A 25,392-nucleotide genomic window follows, 5' to 3' on the forward strand; every position below is an offset into this window, starting at 1 on the left:
CCGGTTGGGTGGCCGGATGGCCGTGGAATCAGTGGCCGGATGCGCGTGGAATGGGTGGCCGGATCACCGTGGAATCGGTGGTCAGATGCTCATGGAATGGGTGGCCAGATGACCGTGGAATCCGCAGACTTGCCCTTACGGAGCCGTCACCGTCCCTCTATGTTCGCCGGCTTCGCTGGGCGGGAGAGGTGATCAGTGAGATGAAGGACGCAGGCATTGAGACCTCACGACTATCGCGAAAGTCCTTCCTTAGGGAGTGCAATGCGATTCCCATCGACGAGGACAACGGTTTGGCATACCTGCGGCGCTTCTTTGCAACTTTGTTCGAGCGACTTGGTATTCAGATCAGCGATTTCGCGCAGTTGCAGGAGCACCATCAAGCGTTCTTCGAAAGCTCTGAATCGCGCATTGCGAAGCTCGAAGCGGAAGGGGTTGACGCAATTGGGGACATTGCTTTCTTCAGGAAAGTATTCCAAAACCGCACAGGAATAACCGTGTCTACTATTCATGGTGTGAAGGGTGCCGAGTTTGATGTCGTTATTGCGTATGCGCTGCTGGAAGGAATGGTGCCGCACTTCAATGACGCGGACGGGGATACGAGCGCGCAGAAGCTGCTCTACGTTGTGGGCTCGCGTGCCAGAAAGAACCTGCACCTTTTTTCGGAGACCGGCCGTAAAAGGGGGAGATACAACGTGTATGTGCCCACGCGAATGCTAGCGGCCTGCGTATTCAACTACGACGACGTATGAGACGCGGAAAAGAGAATGAGTTGACTTTGACCCTCGCGCGACCAGAACTGACCTGGTTAGTTGAACCAACAAGGCAGGTCAGGCTGGCGGACATACACCAATAGAAGCCTTCCTTCACACGACTGTCTGCTCTTGGCCGAAAGCGGTTGTATATCATTGGAACCCAGGAGTCCTCTGTGGTTGCACTGTTTGGGTGCTGGTTGACAGCCGCGGTGCTCGATGAGCTCGTCGAAATGGCATGACAGCTGATTGAGGTGGTCAAGCTACTCGCGTCCCCGCCGCGCCTACCTAGTATCTAGAGTTAATCCCCCTGCGCTTTCCTTCGAATCAGACGAGTGCTAAAACAGCACAGCCCCGCAGAGCGGGGCTGTGAGAAACGGACCTAGCGTCATCACCAGCATGCTGAGGCTTCTGGGAGAGGGCGGATTAGGGCAGCTCCAACAGTGTACTTCCGACCAATGCCATGAAGGTAGTCCGTACGGGCGCAATTATCTGGCAAAACTCGCAACCCCCCAGAGTTTTGCTGGGTTCGAGCCGGTCAGGGCAGCTCCAACGCCATACGCATCCACTTCGGCATTTTGCAGGCCATTAATGCAGTTTGGTCTTCGGGCCTGAGCGCCTTCTTGATTGAGGCAATGCATTCCGGGGTAGAACCGTCTTTACCGAGATAAAATAGTGCGCTGATAGCCATCCCTACTTCGGTCCCGGCATGCTGCATGACCATTGGCGCCGCATGTACCAGCCTGACTTCAGCTTTCCCCATAAATAGCGATCGGCTGGGCCCGCTGGTGTAATAGATTGAAATGAGTGGCATCTGGGTGCTCAGTCCAAACTTTCTGACCGCATTGGCACCATGGATCTGCAGAACCTGACGGCTCTGCCTGGCAATCAAACTCACCACTTCCCATGCGCTTGGGCGAACCCGAGCAACGTATCGGCTGGATTTCGGGCGCATGTAGATTCCTCGATGCACCCGCTCAAGTTCGCCTCGGCTGACCATCCGGGCTATCGCCTTGGATACGGCGCCGCTCGTTCCAAGCTCCGCAAGGCGCCTGATGCTGAAGGGCCGCCCTTTAGGTAGGCGCCTGACCCGCTGCGCAACGCGGGTGGATACCGACAGTGCACAATCAGTGCGGGACATTGCGGCGCTCATTTCTACCCGGTGAAGTCCAATGACGAACTGAACAGTGGCCAATGTAAGGCGATCACTCGCCGTCGATATTCATCATCTGGCGCATCGCTCACCAGGCACTCTTCGAGGCGGCCCAGTGAGTAAATTTGGTCGGCCGACGGGTAGTGTCTGAGCAGGCTTTTTGCATAGCTGCGGATATCCTGAGGCAGTTCAGTGTTACGAGAGAGCTCTCGCAGGAACTCTTCGGTCTTGATGACGCTGCGGGTTCTTTCACGTGGAAGAGTCAATGCGGTTATCTCCTGATTCAGTCAACTACGTCTACCGACGCCTGAGTTTTGATCTCCATACAAGCATCAAAAGCAAGCCAGCAACTGTTGCCGGTAGTGCTTGGAAAAGCTGACCTGATGGCTTGGCTCAGCGGCAGAGTCCCCCAGGGATAAGTTGCATTTAGCGTCTGCCCCAATTACCTGCGCGGTGCCACTTCCAATACTGTCATCCACACCATCGATATTGCCGGCAGCCCCAATCCAGCCAGATATTGAACCTGATGTGGAGGCTGGCATCTGTACCTCGTTCAGCACCGCCAGGTCATCCGGCAGATCATCTGCAATTCTCTCCGCCAAGCACTGCAACGTCGGTTCCGCCATCATGAACAGCCAAGCCTGATCATCGGGCTCGCCTGTGCGCCGAAGCACTCGCCCCAGCACTTGCCGGTAATGCAGCTCGGTGCGAATGCGGCTGAGGTAGCAGCACACCTGGAGGCGGGGGATGTCCGTGCCTTCGCTGATCATTCCAACCGCGATAATCCAACGGCAGGCGCTGTGCCTGAACGCGTTGATCACCTGCTGCGCATCCGGGGTTTTGTTAGTCACGATGCGGCAACCTTCACCCCTGGCCTCCAGGGCCAGGGCAACTTGCTGGGCATGCTCGATGTCGGTGGCAACCACCAAGCCAGCCGCATCAGGCTTGATCAGGCGAAGCTCATCCAGCTTGCCGCACCCAAGACCGAGCAGTTGATCGATCACCTCGTCATGGCGCAGCAGCTCTTCGTAGGTGACAGGGGATTCCCCCAATAGTTTAGCGATGCTGGGAAACAGCCTGACAGTGCTCTCAGTGTCTAGCTCCTCGGTAAGTTTCACCTTCTGGTTGTCGAGCAGGACAATACGAGGGGAGCGGCACACCCCATCAGCTATGGCCTCTTGCAGTCCGTAGCGGTAGTCGCAGATCAGGTACCCCTCGGGTGACGAGTAGCGGGCCAGAGCAATGGCCCGGTCGTCCGAACGCCATGGCGTGCCGGATAGAGCCAAGGTGAAAGCGGCTCTGTCCTGTATCCGCTGAAGAATCTGCTGGCCCCAGGCGTTGCTCAGAAGTACATCGTGGCCGGCGCAGTGGTGAATTTCATCGAAAACCACGAACACACGGTAGTCATCAAGAAGCCGCCAGAACCCCTCATCTCGATATTCCATGGCCTGGTAGGTGAACGCAGCCCCCACTGCGCCGATCTGACCGTCCAGACGCCTGCCAAGCACCGTAGCAAAGGTCGAGCGAAAGCCCTCGACAACCTGGCAGGATGGCGCGAAGCAGAGCACCAGATCGATCCTATCCTGCTCAAGCAGTCTGCTGGCCAGCTCTGCCGCCATGCGCGTCTTGCCGGCACCCGGAGTTGCCTGGCAGAAGAAGTGCGGCGTGGCGGTAAAGTGCTCCAACGCCGTGCTGATGCAGCCGAGTTGCCAGTCTCGCAGCGAGAGGGTCATCGTGCGGCGGCAAGCGTCTTGAGTGTCTTCTCGATGGCGCGGAGATGACCCAGCAGGCGTGAGCTGCGGTCTCTAGCTTCCAGATACTCGCCTTCGACCTTGTCCCGAAGATGAGGCATATCATCCATGAGCAGCTTGTATCGCTCCGCCTCCCCCATCGAAGACAGGAAGTCCAACCGGATCTCTTTGTGGAGCGCCTCCAAGTGCTGATCCGCATCGGGCGAAGGCTTGAGCGGTTCAGTCGCATCATCGAACACTGAAGGTTCCTGCGCTGGCTCACATGCAGTCTTGAGGCTGTTCTCGAATCCGTTATCGATCAGCTCCAGCTGCAGATGTGCCGGAATGGGCTGCCGGTGGTAGATCTGTCCCCGCGTGCGGCGCTCCTCGTCATGTACGAGCCAGCCTATGTGCAGCATTCGGCGTATCTGCTTATACACATAGCGGCGCACATCGCCGATGCGAAAAGTCATGCCTTCCAGGCGCTTGGCATAGGCATCCCGCAGTTCACGGGTCGTGAACCTTGTGCGCCCGTCTTCCTGAAGCAGCTCATACAGCCGCCTGTCGAAGATGAACGTGGCCGATTTCATTGAGGCACCAGAAGAGTAGTCGCGAAAAATGCGGATTATAGTCCGTGGTCTGTGCATCCGCAAACGCACGATAGTGCCGCCTCAAGTGGAATTGAGACGGTCATGGATAAGTTGGCGAAAGCGTTGGGGGAACGCATCCGGACACAGAGGAAGGCCAGCAGGATTTCTCAGGATGCACTGGCGCTGGCCTGCAGTATCGACCGCAGCTATATGGGGCGAATCGAGCGTGGTGAAGTAAACATCACCGTCGAGAAGCTATATCGAATCGCAGGCGAGCTCGCCTGCGATCCGTCCTGTCTTCTGCCTCAGATGTCAGAGCTGTAACCCGGTGCGCTTGGTTATCTCGTGCAGCGACAGCTTGTCGCGAAAATACATCCGACGGATTTTGCCCATCATTTCCATACTGATCACCCTGTGTTCTCCTGCTCAAAAATTGAGCAGAAGGAGTTGAACACCTGGGTCAGTTTTCGATCGGCAGAACAGCCTCTACTGGGGATGCGGACAAAAACTTGGACTGGTTATGCCGCTAAGCCCAGGCTTTCACGATACTCAATGGGACTGAGCGCGCCGAGGGAAATCTTTATACGTTTTTCGTTGTACCAGCGAATGTATGAATCCAAGGCCTGAATGAACTGCTCGATGCTCGTTGACTGCCAGTTGCGAGGATAGAACAGTTCCGTTTTCAGTCGGCCGAAGAAACCTTCACAAGCCGCGTTGTCTGGTGAGCAGCCTTTGCGCGACATCGAACGAATCAGCTTCGCATCAGCGATGCGCGATAACCAGCCGGGCCAGCGGTAGTGAGCGCCACGATCGGAGTGAACAACAGGCCGTTTATCGTTACTGGCCACCGTTTCGATAGCTGCATCCAGCATCGTGTTCACAAGCTCGGCGTCGGGACGCGTGCCGATCGACCAACTGATTACCTTCCCATCGAAGCAGTCGATCATGGGGGACAGGTACACCTTGCCTGCCGGGATCTGGAACTCCGAGATGTCGGTCAGCCATTTCTCATTCGGAGCTAGGGCCGTGAAGTCGCGGTTGAGGAGGTTTTCCGGCGCCGGACTGATCTCCCCGAGGTAGGAACCGTATCGACGCCGTTTCGGCTTGGCGACGACTAGGCACTCCTGCTTCATCAAGCGCTGCACCACCTTCTCTGAAAGGCGCACACGCTGCCTGCTCAACGAAGCTCGCATCCGACGGTAGCCATAGCAACGATGATTGCGCTCGAATATGTCCGCCATGGCACGACGCACTTCGGTGTACTTTTCCGCGACCTGCATTCGGGCTCGATGATAGAAATAGGAGCTTCGGGCCAAGCCCAACGCGTCAAGCAGCTCTAGCAAGGAGTACCTATGCCTAAGGGCATCAGCCAGCAATGTCTTCTCCCGATTGGTCAGGACTTGCCGGTTGATGCCCGTCTCTTTTTTTATGAGTTCATTCGCCCTCATCAACAGGTCATGTTCAAGCTGCAAACGGCGAACATCGAGCTGGAGAGATTCGAGTTGCCGCTGCAACTCCTCTCGTTCCGGTGACGATGAGGGTTCAAGTCGACACTTCATGGATGGGGATACCTCTGGGCCGAGTAGCTGGTTTTTCCAGTTGTACAAGGTCGGCCTGCACACGCCCAGCTTTTGAGCCAGGGCTTTCGCACTTTCTTTTCGCGTGCACAGCGCGATGACCGCTGCCTGCTTCACCGCTGGCGGCCGGGCTAACCCGTCTGATCGACTGACAACACGCGTATGCAACTCGGGGTGCATTTCGTAAATCCAGGCACGCAAAGAATCCCGCGCGGGGTAGCCCAACGCCTTGATGGTAGCGGCGATGTTGCGACCGTATTCGAGATAGTGCTCGACAGCCTTTTCCCTTTGGGCCGGTGAGTACTTCGACTTCGAGTTCTCGTAGCAACGCGGCAGGTCGAGGCATCGCTCATACTCTGCGTGCCAGCTCTTCAAAGAGTTCTTCGTCGGGTAGCCCAACTGACGAATAGTTGCCCCGGTTCGCTTGCCCAGTTTGATGTAGAGCTTGACCGCTCGGATACGGTCTTCGTATGAATACATGAACTACCTCCAGGTAGTCCAAGATTTCCGCCGCATCCCCACTGGGGCAGTTTTCGGTCAGCGGCAACAGGCCTATCCGCATCAGGAGCTCTTTGCAGGGCTGGCTGCCCGCCTCAAGCCGGACTGAACAGGCGGGCGCCCCCGGTCCGGAGCAATAGGAGAAAGGGGGAGTTCGTCTAGCGGACGGAAACTGAGTAAAAAACGATCAATCTTGACCAGTGGAAGGTAGGTTGTTGTTACACCGGGGCTTCATCGGCCACGCCTGGCAGCTTCATGAGAAATCCGAGCTAGTTCTTCATTCGCAAAATTACGCTCAACCCATCGACGTAACGCGGTTTTGCCTACGCCCATCGACTTGCAGGCTTCGGGAATTGAATAGCCCTGATCTAGAACCAGGCCTGCTGCTTCGAGTTTGAAATCTGAACTGAATGATCTTCTGGTCACGTAAACACCTCATTGCTGGGCGAAGCCTAACGCCCTATCGGGGTGTCCAGAATCATCGAGCCACAACAACGAGATTTCCTCACTCATGAACATTTTTTTGTGTAGGTCTTGAAAACCGATGCTCGGCACCAGGTTGTGCAGGTCTGCCTCGGCGCGCTTGAACACCTCATCATGGCGCGTGCAGTTTTTTCGCCCGCCATTTTGCCAGCATTGGCGCTGATGTCCGATTTGCCAAGCCGGCACGATGTGTTCCCACTCAATGCGTGCAGCGCGGTTGGCGTTTTTGCGGGGGATGTAACCGCAGGCTTTCAGGTTCACCCGGTTACCGGTGTATTTGCAGCCGCAATAAAATTCGGTGGATTGCGGCGCGTAGAGCTTCCAGGCGATCTTCTTGGCTTCGCTGAAGGTGCGAGGGGCTTGGGCGTTGGCAGTGAAGGTTAAAAACAGACAGCACACAGCAATAAAACGGGCACTCACAATCAATCTTCCTTCGGTACAACCCAAAAAATCTGCACGCCACCGTCGTCCCGATAGGCGAGGGTGACGTTGTCATTCTCTGCAATCTCTTCCAGTAAACGTTGCCAATCGTTCTCCGGTTCCTCGGGTAAACGGAAGATCAACGCCGCCTTGGCTTTCTGCGCGTTGGTCGAATTGATGATTTTTTGCACGCGGATAGCCAGGCGCTGATAGGCGTCAGGCGCTGCAGGTGCTGCGGAAGAGGGCTTTGCCACAGAGCATTCCTTAATTGGCTGTACGCACATACAGTATTTAACTGTAGGCAATTTCGCAACTGCTTAAATTTCAAGAAGTTCGTCTGACAGCGAATCAGGGAGTTTGTTGAGGTTCGGGGGGAGAGGGGCTGAATGTGGCGAGGGAGCTTGCTCCCGCTCGGGTGCGTAGCGCCCGCAAGTATTTTGGGCCGCTTCGCAGCCCAGCGGGAGCAAGCTCCCTCGCCACAAAAGCATCTTTCTACAGATGAATCAGCAGGGATCAGTATTCCCAGAAGATCCGTTGCAGTTCCTTGCTGTCCTGGGTCTTGGTCAGGGCGACCATCGCCAGGATGCGGGCTTTCTGCGGGTTCAGGTCAAGGGCGGCGACCCAGTCGTATTTGTCGTCTGGCTGTTCGGCGTTACGCAGAACCATGCCACCGGCGTTGACGTGGGAAGAGCGAATGATCTGCACGCCTTGTTTACGCAATTCCACCAGCGCTGGAACGACCTTGGACGATACTGACCCATTACCGGTACCGGCGTGAATGATCGCTTTGGCGCCCGCTTGGGCCAATGCCTTGTAGGCAGTGTCGCTCACGTTGCCATAGCCGTAGGCAATTTCAACGTCAGGCAGGCTTTTGATGGTCTTGATGTCGAACTCAGAATCCATGGTGTGACGCTTGGCCGGCAGGCGGAACCAGTAGGATTTACCCTCGACGACCATGCCCAGCGGGCCCCATGGGCTCTTGAACGCTTCGGTCTTGATGTTGATCATCTTGCTGACGTCGCGGCCAGATTGGATCTCGTCGTTCATGGTCACCAGCACGCCTTTGCCCCGTGCATCCTTGCTGCCCGCGACCGCAACCGCGTTGTAAAGGTTGAGCATGCCGTCTGCCGACATCGCGGTGCCTGGGCGCATGGAGCCGACCACCACGATAGGCTTGTCGGTTTTTTCCACCAGGTTCAGGAAGTAGGCGGTTTCTTCAAGGGTGTCGGTGCCGTGGGTGATCACGATGCCGTCCACGTCCTTGTTGTCGGCCAATTCGGCGACACGGCGACCCAGTTGCAGAAGGTTTTCGTTATTGATGCTTTCCGACGCAATTTGCATCACTTGTTCGCCGCGAACATTGGCGATCTGGCTAAGCTCAGGAACGCCGGCGATCAGTTGTTCGATGCCGACTTTGGCCGCCTGGTAGGTGGCACTGTTGGCCGCACTGGCGCCGGCGCCAGCGATGGTACCGCCGGTGGCGAGGATGACTACGTTGGACAGTTTGGTCTTGCTTTCGACTTCCTTTGCCTGGGCGGCAACGGGGAACAGCAGCAGAAGGGCCAGGGCGCCCGGAATGACGTTCTTCAATGCAGATTTCATTATTTTTCTCTCTGGTTTTTGATGAGTGCTGTAGCAGGTTCATCTAGAACACCCGGGCGGTTCTGAACGCCGCGAGGTGCTGAGAAAGAGCAGGATTTGTACCAGACTGAGCATGTTGGTTTTTATAAATTAACTTATTGATTTAAAACAACTTAACCTAAGATTTTAGTTTCGTGGGGCTTGGCGCTGTCCGGCTTTCCGAACGCGAAGGGTTGTGGTGTTCGGTTGTCCGAAAGCGATCACGATATGTCCGAGCGCTGTGGTCGATCATTCGCAGTGCAGTCTGTCGTTTCAGCGAACGGCAGAAACGGCGAGCTGGCTTAAACGTATCAGCGGTCGGTGGCTCAAGGGAGAGCTTGGAGGGCGCCAATGAAAGGCTTGCTGCTACCGTTGACAAATCTCGACAAGGTTCTCATAGTTTGCTCAACGCAAACGTTTGCGAGATGTTTCACTGCGCCCTTGGCGCATCGTGACAGCTCGTATCAGCCGCCCAGGTGGGAGGGCTGCCGAAGGGCTCTTCGGTGCAGGCGTTGCTCACAATAATCATAAGATCGGAGTGAACCCATGAAGCTGCCATTTGCTGGACGTCTTCTTGCTGTTGCTGTGCTTGCTGCCGCATCCGCCGCTTTGCCTCTCTCTTCTGCATTTGCCGATGACGCTGCCAAAACGCCTACCGTGGGTTTGGTCATGAAGTCCCTTGCCAATGAGTTTTTCGTCACCATGACCGACGGTGCGAAGGATTACCAGAAAGCGCACCCAACAGAATTCAAGTTGATCTCCAACGGCATCAAGAACGAAACCGATACCAGCGCGCAGATCGCCATTGTCAACGAAATGATCAACGCCAAGGTTGATGCGCTTGTCATTGCTCCCGCCGACTCCAAGGCACTCGCCAGTGTGCTGAAAAAGGCTTCCGATGCCGGTATCAAGGTGGTCAACATCGACAATCGCCTGGACCCGGAAGTACTCAAAAGCAAAAACCTCGATATTCCGTTTGTAGGCCCGGATAACCGCAAAGGCTCCAAGCTGGTGGGCGACTACCTGGCCAAGCAACTGGCCGCCGGTGACAAGGTCGGCATCATCGAGGGCGTACCCACTACCACCAATGCCCAGCAGCGCACCGCAGGCTTCAAGGATGCGATGGACGCGGCAGGCATGAAGATTGTTTCCACCCAATCCGGTAACTGGGAAATCGACCAAGGCAACAAAATCGCGGCAGCGATGCTGAGCGAAACGCCGGATATCAAGGCGCTGTTGGCCGGTAACGACAACATGGCCCTGGGCGCTGTTTCCGCCGTGCGTGCGGCAGGCAAGGCCGGCAAGGTGTTGGTGGTAGGTTACGACAACATTGACGCGATCAAGCCAATGCTCAAGGACGGCCGCGTGTTGGCCACCGCTGACCAGGCCGCCGCCCAGCAAGCCGTGTTCGGTATCCAGAACGCGCTGAAGCTGGTCAAGGGTGAGAAAGTCGATGCCAAAGATGGCGTGATCGAAACCCCGGTCGAACTCGTCATCAAGCAGTAATCCTGGCAGTACCCAACAGCGCCCGCTCGTCCTGAGCGGGCGCCTGGAGATTTTCCTATGTCATCTTCCGCCCCGAACGCTGTCCTCTCGGTCAGCGGTATCGGTAAGACCTATGCCCAACCGGTTCTGTCCGACATCACCCTGACGCTCAATCGCGGGGAAGTGTTGGCGCTGACCGGTGAGAACGGCGCAGGCAAAAGTACCTTGTCGAAGATCATCGGCGGCCTGGTCACGCCCACCACCGGGCACATGCAATTCAACGGTCAGGATTATCGCCCCGCCAGCCGCACCCAGGCCGAAGCCTTGGGCGTGCGCATGGTCATGCAGGAACTCAACCTGCTGCCGACGCTGACCGTGGCTGAAAACCTGTTCCTGGATAACCTGCCGAGCCGCTGTGGCTGGATCAGCCGCAAACAATTGCGCAAAGCCGCGATCGAAGCCATGGCCCAAGTCGGCCTGGACGCGATCGACCCGGACACACTGGTAGGCAGCCTGGGCATTGGTCACCAGCAAATGGTCGAGATCGCTCGTAACCTGATCGGCGACTGCCATGTATTGATCCTCGACGAGCCCACGGCGATGCTTACTGCTCGTGAAGTCGAGATGCTGTTTGAACAAATCACGCGCCTGCAGGCTCGAGGCGTGGCGATCATTTATATTTCGCACCGGCTCGAAGAGTTGGCCCGTGTCGCCCAGCGCATTGCGGTATTGCGCGACGGCAAGCTGGTCTGCGTCGAGCCGATGGCCAATTACAACAGTGAGCAGTTGGTGACCTTGATGGTCGGTCGCGAACTGGGTGAACACATCGATTTGGGCCCGCGCACCATCGGAGGTCCGGCCTTGACCGTGACGGGCCTGACCCGTTCGGACAAGGTCCGCGATGTGTCCTTTGAAGTGCGCGCCGGTGAAATCTTTGGCATTTCCGGCCTGATCGGCGCCGGTCGCACCGAATTGCTGCGCCTGATTTTCGGCGCCGACCCGGCCGATAGCGGCACCGTGGCCTTGGGTTCGCCGGCCAAGGTGGTGAGCATTCGCTCGCCGGTCGACGCGGTCGGTCATGGTATTGCCCTGATCACCGAAGACCGCAAGGGCGAAGGCCTGCTGCTGACCCAGTCCATCAGCGCCAACATCGCCTTGGGCAACATGCCGGAAATTTCCGGCGGGGGCGTCGTCAACAGCCGTAACGAAACCGCTCTGGCCAAGCGCCAGATCGACGCCATGCGAATCCGCAGTTCCAGCCCGACGCAACTGGTGTCCGAGCTGTCGGGTGGTAACCAGCAGAAGGTGGTGATTGGCCGCTGGCTGGAGCGCGACTGCGCAGTAATGCTGTTCGATGAGCCCACCCGCGGTATCGACGTCGGTGCCAAGTTCGATATCTATGCCTTGCTCGGTGAATTGACCCGCCAGGGCAAAGCGCTGGTGGTGGTGTCCAGTGACCTGCGTGAGCTGATGCTGATCTGTGACCGCATCGGTGTGCTGTCCGCCGGGCGCCTGATCGAGACCTTCGAGCGTGACAGCTGGACCCAGGACGAATTGCTCGCCGCCGCCTTTGCCGGCTATCAGAAACGTGATGCGCTGCTCAACGAAGCAGCGCCTAGGAATACCCCATGAAAACAAACATTTCCCCCGGTAAAACTGGCGGCAACTTCTATGGCCTGGGTACCTACCTCGGGCTGGCGGGTGCCCTGCTGGCGATGATTGCGCTGTTCTCGATGCTCAGCGATCACTTTCTGTCCTATGACACCTTCAGCACCCTGGCCAACCAGATTCCAGACCTGATGGTGCTGGCGGTGGGCATGACCTTCATCCTGATCATTGGCGGCATCGACCTGTCTGTGGGATCGGTACTGGCATTGGCGGCCTCGGCAGTCAGCGTGGCGATCCTGGGCTGGGGCTGGAGCGTGTTGCCTGCCGCTCTGTTGGGCATGGGTTGCGCGGCGTTGGCCGGCACCATCACCGGTTCCATCACGGTGGCCTGGCGCATTCCGTCATTTATCGTATCCCTCGGCGTGCTGGAGATGGCCCGCGGCGTGGCCTACCAGATGACGGGCTCGCGCACCGCTTATATCGGTGACTCGTTTGCCTGGCTGTCCAACCCGATTGCCTTCGGTATTTCTCCGTCGTTCATCATCGCCTTGCTGGTGATCATCGCGGCCCAGTTGGTACTGACCCGTACGGTCTTCGGTCGCTACCTGATCGGCATCGGCACCAACGAAGAAGCGGTGCGCCTGGCGGGTATCAATCCCAAGCCTTACAAGGTCCTGGTGTTCAGCCTGATGGGCCTGTTGGCTGGTGTGGCGGCGCTGTTCCAGATCTCGCGCCTGGAAGCGGCGGACCCGAATGCCGGTTCGGGCCTGGAGCTGCAAGTGATCGCCGCCGTAGTGATCGGTGGCACCAGCCTGATGGGCGGGCGTGGCTCGGTCATCAGTACGTTCTTCGGGGTGTTGATTATTTCGGTCCTGGCCGCCGGGCTGGCGCAGATCGGCGCGACGGAACCGACTAAACGCATCATTACCGGTGCCGTGATCGTGATTGCCGTGGTCCTCGATACTTATCGCAGCCAGCGCGCCAGTCGGCGGGGCTGAACCATGGCAACGATCAAGGATGTGGCAGCGCTTGCAGGTATTTCCTACACCACCGTGTCCCATGTGGTGAACAAGACGCGCCCAGTCAGCGAGCCGGTACGCATCAAGGTCGAGGCGGCGATCAAGCAGTTGGACTACGTGCCCAGTGCCGTGGCACGCTCGCTCAAGGCCAAGACCACGGCCACCATCGGGCTGCTGGTGCCCAACAGCCTCAACCCGTATTTTGCCGAGCTGGCTCGGGGTATCGAGGATTACTGCGAGCGTAATGGCTATTGCGTGATCCTCTGCAACTCGGATGACGACGCAGAGAAACAGCGCAGTTATTTGCGCGTGTTGCTGGAAAAACGCGTCGACGGCTTGATCGTGACATCCGTGGGCGGTGATGACAGTGGCCTTGCCGCAGGCTTGAGTGCAGTGCGCACGCCGATGGTGATTGTCGACCGGGCGCTGGATGGGATTGATGTGGACCTGGTGCGCATCGATCACGAAGAGGGCGCTTACCTGGCGACCCGGCACTTGCTGGAGTTGGGGCACCGGGACATCGCCTGTATCGGCGGCCCTGGGCATACCCGCGTGGCGCAGATGCGCCTGGCCGGGTACCAGCGTGCATTGCGCGAGGCGGGCATCGAGGTGTTGTCCAGTCGTACCCTGGAAAGCGATTTCACCAGCACGGGCGGGTATGCCGCAGCCGTACAGTTATTATCGCAACACCCGCCCAGCGCGATTTTCGCCAGCAACGATATGATTGGTTTTGGCGTGCTGCGCGCCGCCGCCGAGCGCAATGTGCGGGTGCCGGGCGAGCTGTCGGTCATCGGTTTCGATGACATCCAGATGGGGCGCTACGTCTACCCGGCGCTGACGACGGTTGGCCAGTCGATCCTGCAATTGGGCGAGACTGCGGCCGAATTATTACTGCAACGAATAGCAACCCCCCAACTGCCGATCGATCAACGTATCGTGACGCCCAGTATTGTTTTGCGTGAGTCGACCGCGCCATTGGCTGATGTGTTCGCCCAATACCGCTGAACCGAATTGATGAGTACTGATGTATGCCAGCAAAAGTAGTGGTAATAGGCAGCTTGAACATGGACCTGGTCACCCGCGCCAGTCGCTTGCCGCGTGCCGGTGAAACCCTGATCGGCCAGACATTTTCCACTGTGCCCGGTGGCAAGGGCGCCAACCAGGCCGTCGCCTCGGCACGCCTGGGGGCGAGTGTCGCCATGGTGGGGTGCATCGGTACCGACGCTTATGGCAGCCAATTGCGCGATGCGCTGCTGGTGGAAGGGATCGACTGCCAGGCCGTCAGCACGGTGGATGGCTCCAGCGGTGTGGCGTTGATCGTGGTCGATGACAGCAGCCAGAACGCCATTGTCATTGTGGCCGGCAGCAACGGTGAGCTGACGCCTGCGTCGCTGCGAACGTGCGACGCTGTGCTGCAAGCGGCAGACGTGATCATCTGCCAGCTTGAGGTGCCGATGGAGACCGTTGGGTATGCGCTCAAGCGGGGTCGCGAACTGGGCAAGACCGTCATCCTCAACCCGGCCCCGGCAAGCGGACCATTGCCCGCTGACTGGTATGCCTCGATCGATTATCTGATCCCCAATGAAAGCGAGGCCAGCGCTCTCAGCGGCGTAGCGGTCGACTCCCTCGACAGTGCCAAGGTCGCCGCGACCGCGCTGATCCAGACGGGTGCTGGCAAGGTCATCATCACCCTGGGCGCCCAGGGCGCGCTGTTTGCCGACGGCAAGAGCTTTGAGCACCTGGTGGCGCCGAAGGTCAAGGCGGTGGATACCACCGCTGCTGGCGATACCTTTGTCGGTGGCTTTGCCGCCGCGCTGGCCGCGGGCCAGAGCGAAGCCGAGGCGATCCGTTTTGGCCAAGTGGCGGCGGCGTTGTCAGTGACCCGCGCCGGCGCTCAGCCTTCCATTCCTACGCTGCACGACGTACAAGGTTTTGTGCCCGCATGAAAAAGACACCTTTGCTGAATATCGCCCTGTCGCGCGTGATCGCGTCCCTGGGCCACGGTGACATTCTGGTCATCGGCGATGCCGGCCTGCCGGTACCTCCCGGCGTCGAATTGATCGACCTGGCACTGACCCAGGGCATCCCGGACTTCATCAGCACCTTGCGCATCGTGCTTAGCGAAATGCAGGTGGAAAGCCATGTTCTGGCAGAAGAGATCCTGCTGAAGCAACCGCCCGCGCTGACCGCGCTAAATACGCTCACAGAGCAGGCTGCACTGGGCGAGCGACGCCTGCTCAGCCATGACCAATTCAAGCAATTGAGCCGCAATGCCCGCGCTGTGGTGCGCACTGGCGAGTGCCAGCCGTACTGCAATATCGCGCTGGTGTCCGGCGTAACGTTCTAGCGTCCCCCCTATGACAAGGAGTGCTTTATGCAACGTGGTCTACCTACCCTGAAAAACCTGTTCCGGAGTGTTCTGCTTTTGTCCGCGCTCACTGCTGCAAGCGCCCAAGCGGCGGAAAAAATCGACCTGATCATCGATACCGACCCGGGTGCCGATGACGTGGTGGCCTTGCTGTTCGCCATGGCCTCGCCGGAGGAGTTGAGCATTCGTGCGCTGACCACCGTCGCCGGCAATGTGCGCCTGGACAAGACCTCCCGCAACGCGCGCCTGGCGCGCGAATGGGCAGGTCGCGAGGACATCCCGGTGTACGCAGGTGCGCCAGCGCCGTTGTTGCGCAAACCGATCTACGCCGAGAATATCCATGGCAAGGAAGGCATCTCGGGCGTCACGGTGCATGAACCGAAAACAGGCCTGGCCGAAGGCAATGCAGTCGACTACCTGATCAAGACCCTGAGCAGCGCCAAGCCGCACAGCATCACCATCGCCATGCTCGGCCCGCAGACCAACCTGGCACTGGCGCTGACTCAAGCGCCCGAAATCACCCAGGGCATCAAGGAAGTGGTCGTGATGGGCGGCGCCCACTTCAACGGCGGCAATATCACCCCAGTGGCGGAGTTCAACCTGTTCGCCGATCCGGTGGCGGCGGAGATCGTGCTCAAAAGCGGTGTGAAGTTGACCTACCTGCCGTTGGACGTGACCCATAAAGTCCTCACCAGCGACGCCCGCCTGAAGAAGATTGCGGACCTGAACAACAATGCGAGCAAGGTCGTCAGCAGTATTCTGAATGAGTACGTCAAAGGCGATATGGAGCACTACGGCATTCCGGGTGGCCCGGTCCATGACGCTACCGTGGTGGCGTACCTGCTCAAGCCTTCGCTGTTCAGCGGTCGTGAGGCCAATATGGTGGTCGACAGCCGCGAAGGCCCGACCTTCGGCCAGACCATTGTCGATTGGTATGACGGCCTCAAGCAGCCGAAGAATGTGTTCTGGGTTGAGAATGGCGACGCCCAGGGCTTCTTCGATCTGCTGACCGAGCGCCTGGCGCGTCTGAAGTAAGTTAGCGGGGCGGCGCTCGTCGCCCTGTTCTATTCGCGCTCTTGGGCGCCCATGTAGTCGGCCGGGTATTTCTCGAATATCTGGCCGATGAATGCTTGCGCCGCCTGGGTGCCCAGTTCCTTGACCAACAGGTCGATACCAATGATCGCCAGTTCTTCCGGGCTTCCGGGGCTGTAGGAACTTTGCCCTTGGGGCCACTTGGCTTTGATGTCGGCTTGAAGCGTTACGGTGGTCATGGAAATCTCACGGGCTAAAAATGCGGGGGCAATGCACTGGAACGCCGTTCCAGAGGGGCGCAGTTAAGCATTTTGTACGGCATTTGGCACTGCTACTTAGGCATGAAGCGGCGGCTGTGCGACACTGTTGGCCTGTTAAATGGCCGGGAAACACCGCGTGCAAATCGATTTGAGCAAGCCCGACAACCTGACGCTGGACGCCGTGCGCCAACTGCTTGGCAGCGCCAGTGACGACGAACATACCCAGTTGCGGGTAACCAAAGAAGGCATCGCCTACATTTCTTCCGGCGTAGTCGGTGGGGCTGATATCGCTGGCCTGGTGTTTCGCCTGGAGACCTGGGCCAAAGGTTCCGGCTATGTCGGCAACGTGGCGGCCAGCGATGAAGTCTGGGTCATGCAGATTTTCAACGCGCTGAAGCAGAATTGGCCTACTCCTTCGTCGGACTACATCGATATCTACTGAATACGTTCATATCTAGTCACGATTCACCAAGCGATTGCAGGCTGCGACTCAGGCAGACTTGCCCACAGGCGGTTAACGTCTTGAAACCAATCGCTTTGAATGCTGTCGCACGATCTCTGTCCACTTTTTATCATAGGAGGCTTCATGCCTTGGAAGCTCGCATCATTCGGTACTTTGTTGGCTGCGCTCGCGTTGGCGGGATGCAGTACCCCGGGTGCCTCTGAGCCAGGCAAAGCTGCCACTGTGACCGATGCCGGTCATAGCCGCTGTGAGTCGAAGGCCGCAGAGTTCGCCATCGGCCAGAAAGCCTCGCCCCAGTTGCTGGAGCAAGCACGTACGCGGGCTGGCGCGCAGAATGCACGCATCCTCAAGCCCAACGACATGGTCACGCTGGAGTATCGCTCTGACCGCCTGAACCTGAACACCGACGACAATCTGGTGATCAACCGGGTTAACTGCGGCTGATACGGCTTTTGCATCGCCCATAAAAAACCCCGTCACATGGACGGGGTTTTTTTAGCTCAGCGGAGAATTACTCGCCGCGAACCTGTGCAGCTTGCATACCCTTTTGGCCTTTCTCAGCCACGAAGGAAACGGTTTGGCCTTCTTTCAGGCTTTTGAAACCGTCGCTTTCGATAGCTTTGAAGTGTACGAACAGGTCGTCACCGCCACCTTGAGGAGTGATGAAGCCGAAGCCTTTTTCATCGTTGAACCATTTAACGGTGCCGGTTTGGCGATTAGACATGGTGTATCTCCAAGAAACATATATTTTCAGTAGTGCTGTGCTGCTCAGGCCAACTGGGCACACAGGGCTATCATAGTCGAAATGTTCGGCTTGGGAGCCCCCCCAAGGCACTGTTTGCTAATCAATCGCTTTGCGTTTGATCCGTTGTTCGGCTGAAAGCCCCGATTTACGGGGCTTCGCGACGAAATATCAGCTGTTAAAAAAAGCCGTAAAACCTGCATAATTTGTGTGAAATGGCAGTTTTCAGGCTGTTTTTTCAGCGAAATGACCGTCGAATCGTCAGCCAATCTTACTTTTTCTTCACCACTTTGCAGGACGAAATAGCCGCGACTGCTTTGTTTTTAAGCTCCGGGCTGGCGTTCTGGTTGGTCATCAATTCCTTGATCTCGGCAGTGCTCAATTCGGCATTGATCTTGTCAGCGCCACATTCACAGTGGGCTTTGGCAGTTTTGACGTCCACGTTCTGGCTGGCTGCGGCACTGCAGTCGTTGACGAAGGCGTCACGGGCGCCAGCTGGCCAGTTGGAAGGGGCTGCAGCCTGCGCGCCGAGGGAAAGGAGGCTCAGGGTAGCGGCGACAGCGAGGGTAGAGGTAAAACGCATCATGGGATGCTCCTTTGGGTCGAGGACGAACGGCGATTCTCAGTGGCTTTGAGGCCCTGCGTACAGCTCAAGTTCACTTTTGCAACTGTAAAGCCATGAATTGCTCTTTACCCAGCGCTTGGCCGACGCGATGACCGTTCATCTGTGCTAGCATCCTTGCCTGGCTATTTCCGGGCGCGCCATTTGCCGCCTTGCCAGGTTCTTTTTGTTCACTCCAGTCACTCTGGTTCGATTATCGGTTGGCCGAAAGGCTCCTGCCGCTGTAAGGCAGGCGTTCATTATTGAGCGGCCTGGTGTTGGATCTTGTACTGGCTCATCCCAACCCACGTGACCTTTGGTAGGGGTCACCACTAGGAGAGGAGGCGCCATGCCAACTATTACTCTTCCCGACGGCAGTCAGCGTTCATTCGATCATCCGGTTTCCGTAGCCGAGGTCGCCGCATCCATTGGTGCTGGCCTGGCCAAGGCCACCGTGGCCGGCAAGGTCGACGGCAAGCTGGTTGATGCCAGCGACCTGATCACCAGCGACGCCAGCCTGCAAATCATCACGCCCAAGGATCAAGAGGGGCTGGAGATCATTCGCCACTCTTGCGCGCACTTGATTGGCCATGCGGTCAAGCAACTGTATCCAACCGCCAAGATGGTGATCGGCCCGGTCATTGAAGAAGGCTTCTATTACGACATCGCCTATGAGCGTCCTTTTACGCCGGACGACCTGGCGGCCATCGAGCAGCGCATGCACGCGCTGATCGAAAAAGATTACGACGTCATCAAAAAAGTCACCCCGCGTGCCGAAGTGATCGACGTGTTTACTGCACGTGGCGAGGACTACAAGCTGCGTCTGGTAGAAGACATGCCGGACGAGCAGGCCATGGGGCTGTACTACCACGAAGAATACGTGGATATGTGCCGTGGCCCGCACGTGCCGAACACGCGCTTCCTCAAATCGTTCAAGCTGACCAAGCTGTCCGGTGCCTACTGGCGCGGTGACGCCAAGAACGAACAGCTGCAACGGATCTACGGCACGGCCTGGGCTGACAAGAAGCAATTGGCCGCCTATATCCAGCGCATCGAAGAAGCTGAAAAACGCGACCACCGCAAGATCGGCAAGCGCCTGAACCTGTTCCACCTTCAGGAAGAAGCGCCGGGCATGGTGTTCTGGCACCCGAATGGCTGGACTCTGTACCAGGTGCTTGAGCAGTACATGCGCAAGGTGCAGCGCGAAAACGGTTACCTGGAGATCAAGACTCCCCAGGTGGTTGATCGCAGCCTGTGGGAGAAATCCGGGCACTGGGCCAACTACGCCGACAACATGTTCACCACCCAGTCGGAAAACCGCGACTACGCCATCAAGCCGATGAACTGCCCGTGCCACGTGCAGGTATTCAATCAGGGCCTGAAGAGCTACCGCGAGTTGCCGATGCGCCTGGCCGAGTTCGGTGCCTGCCACCGTAACGAACCATCGGGTGCGCTGCACGGCATCATGCGGGTGCGTGGCTTCACCCAGGACGACGCCCACATCTTCTGCACCGAAGAGCAGATGCAGGCCGAGTCCGCAGCGTTCATCAAGCTGACCATGGACGTTTATCGCGATTTCGGCTTTACCGAAGTCGAGATGAAGCTGTCCACTCGTCCGGAAAAACGCGTCGGTTCCGACGAGCTATGGGATCGCGCCGAAGCGGCACTGGCCGCTGCGCTCGACAGTGCGGGCCTTGCGTACGATCTGCAGCCGGGTGAGGGCGCGTTCTACGGTCCGAAGATCGAGTTCTCGCTCAAAGATTGCCTTGGCCGTGTCTGGCAGTGTGGTACCCTGCAGCTCGATTTTAACCTGCCAATCCGTCTGGGAGCCGAATACGTCTCCGAAGACAACAGCCGTAAACACCCGGTTATGCTGCACCGGGCGATCCTCGGTTCGTTCGAACGGTTCGTCGGTATCCTGATCGAGCACTACGAGGGCGCGTTCCCTGCGTGGCTGGCTCCGACCCAGGCAGTGATCATGAATATCACTGATAAACAGGCAGATTTTGCCGCTGAAGTTGAAAAAACTCTCAACGAAAGCGGATTTCGTGCCAAGTCCGACTTGAGAAATGAAAAGATCGGCTTTAAAATCCGCGAGCATACTTTGCTCAAGGTTCCCTATCTTTTGGTTATCGGAGATCGGGAAGTCGAGATGCAGACTGTCGCTGTGCGTACTCGTGAAGGTGCTGACCTGGGCTCGATGCCCGTCGCCCAGTTCGCTGAGTTCCTCGCGCAAGCGGTTTCCCGGCGTGGTCGCCCAGATTCGGAGTAATTATTATTAAGCGTGAAATGAGACAAGATAAACGAGCTGCACCGAAAGCCCCGATCAACGAGAATATCTCGGCACGCGAGGTTCGGTTAATTGGCGCTGATGGCGAGCAGATTGGCATCGTCTCGATTGATGAAGCGCTTCGTATTGCAGAAGAGTCCAAGCTGGACCTGGTGGAAATCTCCGCCGATGCAATCCCACCTGTTTGTCGGGTGATGGACTACGGCAAATCTATCTTCGAAAAGAAGAAGCAGGTTGCCGCAGCGAAGAAGAACCAGAAGCAGATTCAAGTAAAAGAAATCAAGTTTCGTCCAGGGACGGAGGAAGGGGATTACCAGGTAAAACTGCGCAACCTGGTACGTTTCCTGAGTGATGGGGACAGGGCCAAGGTATCCTTGCGATTCCGCGGCCGTGAGATGGCCCACCAGGAGCTGGGGATGGAACTCCTCAAGCGGGTTGAAGCTGACCTGCTGGAGTACGGTTCGGTCGAACAGCATCCTAAGATGGAAGGACGCCAGCTTATTATGGTCATCGCCCCGAAAAAGAAGAAGTAATCAACAGGGCACGGCAGGCCTTCTGATTATGTTTATCAACTGAATGCGGAGTACCGAACATGCCAAAGATGAAAACTAAAAGTGGTGCTGCTAAGCGGTTTCTGAAAACTGCTAACGGCATCAAGCACAAGCACGCTTTCAAGAGCCACATCCTGACCAAAATGTCGACCAAGCGTAAGCGTCAACTGCGCGGTAGCAGCTTGCTGCATCCGTCTGACGTGGCAAAAGTCGAGCGCATGCTGCGCCTTCGTTAATTTTGGTTCAAGAATAGAGGAAGTAACTCATGGCTCGTGTAAAGCGTGGCGTCATGGCCCGTAAGCGTCACAAAAAAATTCTGAAACTTGCTAAAGGCTACTACGGCGCGCGTTCACGCGTATTCCGTGTTGCCAAGCAAGCGGTAATCAAGGCAGGCCAATACGCCTACCGTGACCGTCGTCAGAAAAAACGTCAGTTCCGCGCTCTGTGGATCGCTCGTATCAACGCCGGTGCACGTGTTAACGGTCTGTCCTACAGCCGTTTCATCGCTGGCCTGAAAAAAGCGTCCATCGAAATCGACCGTAAGGTTCTGGCTGAACTGGCCGTGAACGAAAAAGCGGTGTTTGCTGCGATTGTCGAGAAAGCTAAAGCCTCCTTGGCTTAAGTACCCCCGACAGTCACCCTGGGCTACTCCTGTGGCCCAAGGTGGTAAACGTCATAAATAGGGGAAGAGCCTTCAAGCTCTTCCCCTATTTTGTATCTGGAGTCTGTACATGGAAAACCTGGACGCGCTCGTCGCCCAAGCCCTTGAGGCTGTGCAAAGCGCTGAAGATGTAAATGCCCTGGAGCAAATCCGGGTTCACTACCTTGGCAAGAAAGGTGAATTGACTCAGGTGATGAAGACCCTGGGAAATCTGCCCGCTGAAGAGCGTCCGCAAATCGGTGCGCTGATCAACGTCGCCAAGGAGCGTGTCACAGAGGTTCTCAATGCGCGCAAGGCGTCGCTCGAGGAGGCCGATCTTGCGGCCAAGCTCGCCGCCGAGTCCATTGACGTGACCTTGCCTGGTCGTGGCCAGGCGTCGGGCGGTCTGCATCCGATCACCCGGACTCTGGAACGTATCGAACAGTTCTTCACACACATCGGCTACGGCATTGCCGAAGGCCCTGAGGTCGAAGACGACTACCACAACTTCGAGGCGCTCAACATCCCAGGCCATCACCCGGCCCGGTCGATGCACGACACCTTCTATTTCAACGCCAACATGCTGCTGCGCACCCATACCTCGCCGGTACAGGTCCGCACCATGGAAGCGAACAAGCCGCCGATCCGCATTGTCTGCCCAGGCCGTGTGTACCGTAGCGACTCGGATATCACCCATTCGCCGATGTTCCACCAGGTCGAAGGCCTGCTGGTTGATCGCGATATCAATTTCGCCGACCTCAAAGGCACCATCGAAGAGTTCCTGCGGGTGTTCTTCGAAAAAGAGTTGGCGGTACGTTTCCGTCCTTCGTTCTTCCCGTTCACCGAGCCATCCGCTGAAGTCGACATGGAATGCGTGATGTGCAGCGGTAAAGGCTGCCGTGTGTGCAAGCAGACCGGCTGGCTGGAAGTGATGGGCTGCGGCATGGTTCACCCCAACGTGCTGCGCATGTCCGGGATCGATCCAGAAGAGTTCTCGGGCTTTGCCTTCGGCATGGGCGTTGAGCGTCTGGCCATGCTGCGTTACGGCGTGAACGACTTGCGTCTGTTCTTCGACAACGACTTGCGGTTCCTCGCGCAATTTCGCTAGTCGTAACGAATCTTTAGGAGAGCAGGATGAAATTCAGTGAACAATGGCTGCGTGGCTGGGTAAGCCCGCAGGTAGATCGCGACGAGCTGGTTGCTCGCCTGTCGATGGCCGGTCTTGAGGTCGATAGCGTTACGCCGGCCGCCGGTGTTTTCAGTGGTGTGGTGGTGGGCGAGGTGTTGAGCACCGAGCAGCACCCTGATGCCGACAAATTGCGTGTGTGCCAGGTCAGCAACGGCTCGGAAACCTTTCAGGTCGTGTGCGGAGCGCCTAATGTGCGCCCGGGCCTGAAGATCCCGTTCGCTATGATCGGTGCCCAGTTGCCGGGCGACTTCAAGATCAAGAAGGCCAAGCTGCGTGGCGTTGAATCCAACGGCATGCTGTGCTCCCAGGCCGAACTGCAAGTGGGTGAGGGCAATGATGGCCTGATGGAGCTGCCGGCCGACGCGCCAGTGGGTCAGGACATCCGTGTTTACCTGGAACTGGAAGACGCCAGCATTGAGGTCGACCTGACCCCCAACCGCGGCGACTGCCTGTCCCTGGCTGGCCTGGCCCGTGAAGTGGGCGCGCTCTACAACGCACCTGTCACTCGTCCAGTGGTCGCTGCCGTACCGGCGATACACGACGAAGTACGCTCGATTGAGGTACTGGCACCAAACGCCTGCCCGCGTTACCTGGGGCGTGTGATCCGTAACGTGGACCTGTCCAAGCCAACGCCGCTGTGGATGGTTGAGCGCCTGCGTCGTGCCGATGTACGCAGCATCGACGCCGCCGTCGACATCACCAACTACGTGATGCTGGAACTCGGCCAGCCGTTGCATGCGTTTGATCTTGCCGAAATCAATGGCGGCATCCGCGTGCGTATGGCCGAAGAAGGCGAGAAGCTGGTGCTGCTCGATGGCCAGGAAGTCAGCCTGCGTGCCGACACTCTGGTCATCGCCGACCACACACGTGCCCTGGCAATTGCCGGCGTGATGGGTGGCGAGCACAGCGGTGTATCCGCGACCACCCGTGACGTATTCCTTGAAAGCGCGTTCTTCGACCAGATCGCGATCGCTGGCAAGGCTCGTTCCTACGGCCTGCACACCGATGCGTCGCACCGCTACGAGCGTGGCGTGGACTGGAAACTCGCCCGTGAAGCCATGGAGCGCGCTACCGGCCTGCTGCTGGAAATCACCGGTGGTGAAGCCGGCCCGATTACTGAAACTGTCAACGAACAGTACCTGCCGTCGATTGCACCGATTACCTTGCGTGCCAAAAGCGTTGAGCAAATGCTCGGCCTGGTCATCGAGCCGGCTGAAATCGAGCAACTGCTGTCTGCACTCGGCCTGGGTATTTCCGCGGGTGGGGAAGGGCAGTGGCAGGTTGCAGTACCTAGCCATCGCTTCGACATCAGCCTGGAAGTCGACCTGATCGAAGAGCTGGCGCGCCTGTACGGTTACAACCGCCTGCCGGTTCGCTATCCGCAAGCACGCCTGGCACCGCAACCCAAGGCCGAAGCGCGTGCGCACCTGCCTGAACTGCGTCGTTTGCTGGTTGCCCGTGGTTACCAGGAAGCTGTGACGTATAGCTTCATTGATCCAAAACAGTTCGAACTGTTCAACCCTGGCGTTGAACCGCTGTTGTTGGCTAATCCGATCTCCAACGACATGGCCGCCATGCGTTCGTCGCTGTGGCCGGGCCTGGTGAAGGCTCTTTCTCACAACCTGAACCGCCAGCAAGACCGCGTGCGTCTGTTCGAAAGCGGCTTGCGTTTCGTCGGCCAGCTTGATGGCTTGAAGCAAGAGCCGATGCTGGCGGGCGTCGTCTGCGGCAGCCGTCTGCCGGAAGGCTGGGCGCAAGGCCGTGAGGTCGTGGACTTCTTCGACGTCAAGGCAGACGTGGAAGCGGTGCTCGGCTTTGCCGGTGCGTTGGACGCCTTTACGTTCGTGCCGGGTAGCCACCCAGCGTTGCATCCAGGCCAGACTGCACGTATCGAGCGTGAAGGTCGCCTGGTGGGCTTTGTGGGCGCCATTCACCCAGAACTGTCGAAAACCTTGGGGCTGGACCGTCCAGTCTTCGTGTTTGAGCTAGTCTTGGCTGAAGTTGCGTCGGGCAAGATGCCTAAATTCAGCGAGTTGTCGCGCTTCCCTGAAGTGCGTCGCGACCTGGCCCTGATCGCCGACCGTGAAGTCGCCGCCACTGCAGTTCTGGATGTAATCCGTGAAAATGCAGGGGAATGGCTGACAGACCTCAGGCTATTTGACGTCTATCAGGGTAAAGGCATTGATCCGCATAGAAAAAGCCTTGCAGTTGGCTTGACCTGGCAGCATCCATCGCGCACTCTTAATGACGATGAGGTGAATACCACGACGCAAAATATCCTCACCTCGCTCGAACAAAGGTTGAACGCCACGTTAAGGAAGTGA

28 protein-coding genes and 1 pseudogene are annotated in these 25,392 nt (G+C 57.7%); 17 read left to right on the top strand and 12 right to left on the bottom strand.

What is annotated here, in order from left to right:
- Positions 1-749 (top strand): 3'-5' exonuclease (locus GIW79_RS21795; protein ID WP_329605980.1); only part of this gene is annotated, 749 nt, incomplete at its 5' end.
- 538 nt (positions 750-1,287) lie between these two features.
- Here GIW79_RS21795 and GIW79_RS21800 read toward each other — a convergent pair.
- The 4 genes from GIW79_RS21800 to GIW79_RS21815 all read right to left on the bottom strand — a co-directional run bounded on the left by GIW79_RS21800 (position 1,288) and on the right by GIW79_RS21815 (position 4,222).
- Complete coding sequence (locus GIW79_RS21800) at positions 1,288-1,902, bottom strand: AbiEi antitoxin N-terminal domain-containing protein (protein ID WP_328824622.1); 615 nt, start codon at positions 1,900-1,902, stop codon at positions 1,288-1,290.
- 2 nt (positions 1,903-1,904) lie between these two features.
- Complete coding sequence (locus GIW79_RS21805; protein ID WP_203482188.1) at positions 1,905-2,168, bottom strand: BPSL0761 family protein; 264 nt, start codon at positions 2,166-2,168, stop codon at positions 1,905-1,907.
- Positions 2,169-2,234: 66 nt separating this feature from the next.
- Positions 2,235-3,635, bottom strand: a complete 1,401-nt coding sequence (locus GIW79_RS21810) for a DEAD/DEAH box helicase (RefSeq protein ID WP_203482189.1) — start codon at positions 3,633-3,635, stop codon at positions 2,235-2,237.
- On the bottom strand, positions 3,632-4,222 hold the full coding sequence (locus tag GIW79_RS21815; RefSeq protein ID WP_203482190.1) for a hypothetical protein: 591 nt from the start codon (positions 4,220-4,222) through the stop codon (positions 3,632-3,634). The genes GIW79_RS21810 and GIW79_RS21815 overlap by 4 nt, the downstream gene beginning before the upstream one ends.
- A gap of 102 nt (positions 4,223-4,324) precedes the next feature.
- On the opposite strand from GIW79_RS21815, the gene GIW79_RS21820 reads away from it, so the two are divergent.
- Positions 4,325-4,546 (top strand): helix-turn-helix domain-containing protein, encoded by a 222-nt coding sequence (locus GIW79_RS21820; protein ID WP_203482191.1) that lies wholly within the window; start codon positions 4,325-4,327, stop codon positions 4,544-4,546.
- A gap of 194 nt (positions 4,547-4,740) precedes the next feature.
- Here GIW79_RS21820 and GIW79_RS21825 read toward each other — a convergent pair whose 3' ends face one another.
- The 5 genes and pseudogenes from GIW79_RS21825 to GIW79_RS21845 all read right to left on the bottom strand — a co-directional run bounded on the left by GIW79_RS21825 (position 4,741) and on the right by GIW79_RS21845 (position 8,802).
- The gene (locus GIW79_RS21825) at positions 4,741-6,279 is read right to left on the bottom strand and encodes an IS3 family transposase (protein ID WP_039615185.1); all 1,539 of its coding nucleotides are present in this window, start codon (positions 6,277-6,279) and stop codon (positions 4,741-4,743) included.
- Positions 6,280-6,528: 249 nt separating this feature from the next.
- The gene (locus GIW79_RS21830) at positions 6,529-6,723 is read right to left on the bottom strand and encodes a transposase (RefSeq protein ID WP_203482192.1); all 195 of its coding nucleotides are present in this window, start codon (positions 6,721-6,723) and stop codon (positions 6,529-6,531) included.
- A 114-nt stretch (positions 6,724-6,837) separates the two neighbouring features.
- Positions 6,838-7,200: pseudogene (locus GIW79_RS21835) on the bottom strand (endonuclease); the annotation flags it as partial.
- A gap of 2 nt (positions 7,201-7,202) precedes the next feature.
- Positions 7,203-7,454 (bottom strand): DUF1654 domain-containing protein, encoded by a 252-nt coding sequence (locus tag GIW79_RS21840; RefSeq protein ID WP_034128242.1) that lies wholly within the window; start codon positions 7,452-7,454, stop codon positions 7,203-7,205.
- A gap of 259 nt (positions 7,455-7,713) precedes the next feature.
- Positions 7,714-8,802 (bottom strand): asparaginase, encoded by a 1,089-nt coding sequence (locus GIW79_RS21845; protein WP_054922390.1) that lies wholly within the window; start codon positions 8,800-8,802, stop codon positions 7,714-7,716.
- Between the two features lie 564 nt (positions 8,803-9,366).
- Between GIW79_RS21845 and GIW79_RS21850 the strand changes: the two genes are divergently transcribed.
- Genes GIW79_RS21850 through GIW79_RS21880 form a run of 7 tightly spaced genes read left to right on the top strand, consistent with a single transcriptional unit; the run spans position 9,367 to position 16,335 of the window.
- Positions 9,367-10,326, top strand: a complete 960-nt coding sequence (locus tag GIW79_RS21850; protein ID WP_003192504.1) for a sugar ABC transporter substrate-binding protein — start codon at positions 9,367-9,369, stop codon at positions 10,324-10,326.
- A gap of 57 nt (positions 10,327-10,383) precedes the next feature.
- Positions 10,384-11,937, top strand: a complete 1,554-nt coding sequence (locus GIW79_RS21855; protein WP_054898322.1) for a sugar ABC transporter ATP-binding protein — start codon at positions 10,384-10,386, stop codon at positions 11,935-11,937.
- Positions 11,934-12,911: an ABC transporter permease gene (locus GIW79_RS21860; RefSeq protein ID WP_054898321.1), complete on the top strand. Its 978-nt coding sequence runs from the start codon at positions 11,934-11,936 to the stop codon at positions 12,909-12,911. The genes GIW79_RS21855 and GIW79_RS21860 overlap by 4 nt, the downstream gene beginning before the upstream one ends.
- 3 nt (positions 12,912-12,914) lie before the next feature.
- Entirely contained in the window at positions 12,915-13,937 is a 1,023-nt protein-coding gene (locus GIW79_RS21865) for a LacI family DNA-binding transcriptional regulator (protein ID WP_054922657.1), read from the top strand.
- A 23-nt stretch (positions 13,938-13,960) separates the two neighbouring features.
- On the top strand, positions 13,961-14,878 hold the full coding sequence (gene rbsK / locus GIW79_RS21870) for a ribokinase (protein ID WP_236454874.1): 918 nt from the start codon (positions 13,961-13,963) through the stop codon (positions 14,876-14,878).
- Positions 14,875-15,279: a D-ribose pyranase gene (gene rbsD, locus GIW79_RS21875; RefSeq protein ID WP_034128236.1), complete on the top strand. Its 405-nt coding sequence runs from the start codon at positions 14,875-14,877 to the stop codon at positions 15,277-15,279. The genes rbsK and rbsD overlap by 4 nt, the downstream gene beginning before the upstream one ends.
- Before the next feature lie 27 nt (positions 15,280-15,306).
- Positions 15,307-16,335 (top strand): nucleoside hydrolase, encoded by a 1,029-nt coding sequence (locus GIW79_RS21880; protein WP_054898319.1) that lies wholly within the window; start codon positions 15,307-15,309, stop codon positions 16,333-16,335.
- A 29-nt stretch (positions 16,336-16,364) separates the two neighbouring features.
- Here the strand turns inward: GIW79_RS21880 and GIW79_RS21885 are convergent, their stop codons facing one another.
- Positions 16,365-16,571 (bottom strand): hypothetical protein, encoded by a 207-nt coding sequence (locus GIW79_RS21885; protein ID WP_003192496.1) that lies wholly within the window; start codon positions 16,569-16,571, stop codon positions 16,365-16,367.
- Between the two features lie 157 nt (positions 16,572-16,728).
- Between GIW79_RS21885 and GIW79_RS21890 the strand changes: the two genes are divergently transcribed.
- Positions 16,729-17,034, top strand: coding sequence for a hypothetical protein (locus GIW79_RS21890; protein WP_034128280.1), 306 nt, complete (start codon positions 16,729-16,731; stop codon positions 17,032-17,034).
- A gap of 144 nt (positions 17,035-17,178) precedes the next feature.
- On the top strand, positions 17,179-17,499 hold the full coding sequence (locus GIW79_RS21895) for an I78 family peptidase inhibitor (RefSeq protein WP_054898318.1): 321 nt from the start codon (positions 17,179-17,181) through the stop codon (positions 17,497-17,499).
- 67 nt (positions 17,500-17,566) lie between these two features.
- Here the strand turns inward: GIW79_RS21895 and GIW79_RS21900 are convergent, their stop codons facing one another.
- A complete protein-coding gene (locus tag GIW79_RS21900) occupies positions 17,567-17,779 on the bottom strand; it encodes a cold-shock protein (RefSeq protein WP_003234260.1) in 213 nt (70 codons plus the stop codon).
- 289 nt (positions 17,780-18,068) lie between these two features.
- Positions 18,069-18,383 (bottom strand): hypothetical protein, encoded by a 315-nt coding sequence (locus GIW79_RS21905; protein ID WP_019820908.1) that lies wholly within the window; start codon positions 18,381-18,383, stop codon positions 18,069-18,071.
- A 364-nt stretch (positions 18,384-18,747) separates the two neighbouring features.
- Between GIW79_RS21905 and thrS the strand changes: the two genes are divergently transcribed.
- The 6 genes from thrS (at position 18,748) to pheT (ending at position 25,392) form a co-directional block, all read left to right on the top strand.
- Positions 18,748-20,670: a threonine--tRNA ligase gene (thrS, locus tag GIW79_RS21910; protein ID WP_003192490.1), complete on the top strand. Its 1,923-nt coding sequence runs from the start codon at positions 18,748-18,750 to the stop codon at positions 20,668-20,670.
- The gene (gene infC, locus GIW79_RS21915; RefSeq protein WP_015884933.1) at positions 20,670-21,221 is read left to right on the top strand and encodes a translation initiation factor IF-3; all 552 of its coding nucleotides are present in this window, start codon (positions 20,670-20,672) and stop codon (positions 21,219-21,221) included. Before thrS ends, infC begins: the two co-directional genes overlap by 1 nt.
- Positions 21,222-21,280: 59 nt before the next feature.
- Positions 21,281-21,475, top strand: a complete 195-nt coding sequence (rpmI, locus tag GIW79_RS21920; protein ID WP_002553160.1) for a 50S ribosomal protein L35 — start codon at positions 21,281-21,283, stop codon at positions 21,473-21,475.
- A 29-nt stretch (positions 21,476-21,504) separates the two neighbouring features.
- A complete protein-coding gene (gene rplT / locus GIW79_RS21925) occupies positions 21,505-21,861 on the top strand; it encodes a 50S ribosomal protein L20 (protein WP_003192488.1) in 357 nt (118 codons plus the stop codon).
- A gap of 109 nt (positions 21,862-21,970) precedes the next feature.
- Positions 21,971-22,987: a phenylalanine--tRNA ligase subunit alpha gene (gene pheS / locus GIW79_RS21930; protein ID WP_137270598.1), complete on the top strand. Its 1,017-nt coding sequence runs from the start codon at positions 21,971-21,973 to the stop codon at positions 22,985-22,987.
- A gap of 26 nt (positions 22,988-23,013) precedes the next feature.
- Positions 23,014-25,392 (top strand): phenylalanine--tRNA ligase subunit beta, encoded by a 2,379-nt coding sequence (pheT, locus tag GIW79_RS21935; protein WP_236454872.1) that lies wholly within the window; start codon positions 23,014-23,016, stop codon positions 25,390-25,392.

It is taken from the genome of Pseudomonas sp. PA-7-1E, from assembly GCF_021605325.1.
Taxonomy (GTDB): Bacteria; Pseudomonadota; Gammaproteobacteria; order Pseudomonadales; family Pseudomonadaceae; genus Aquipseudomonas; species Aquipseudomonas fluorescens_BV.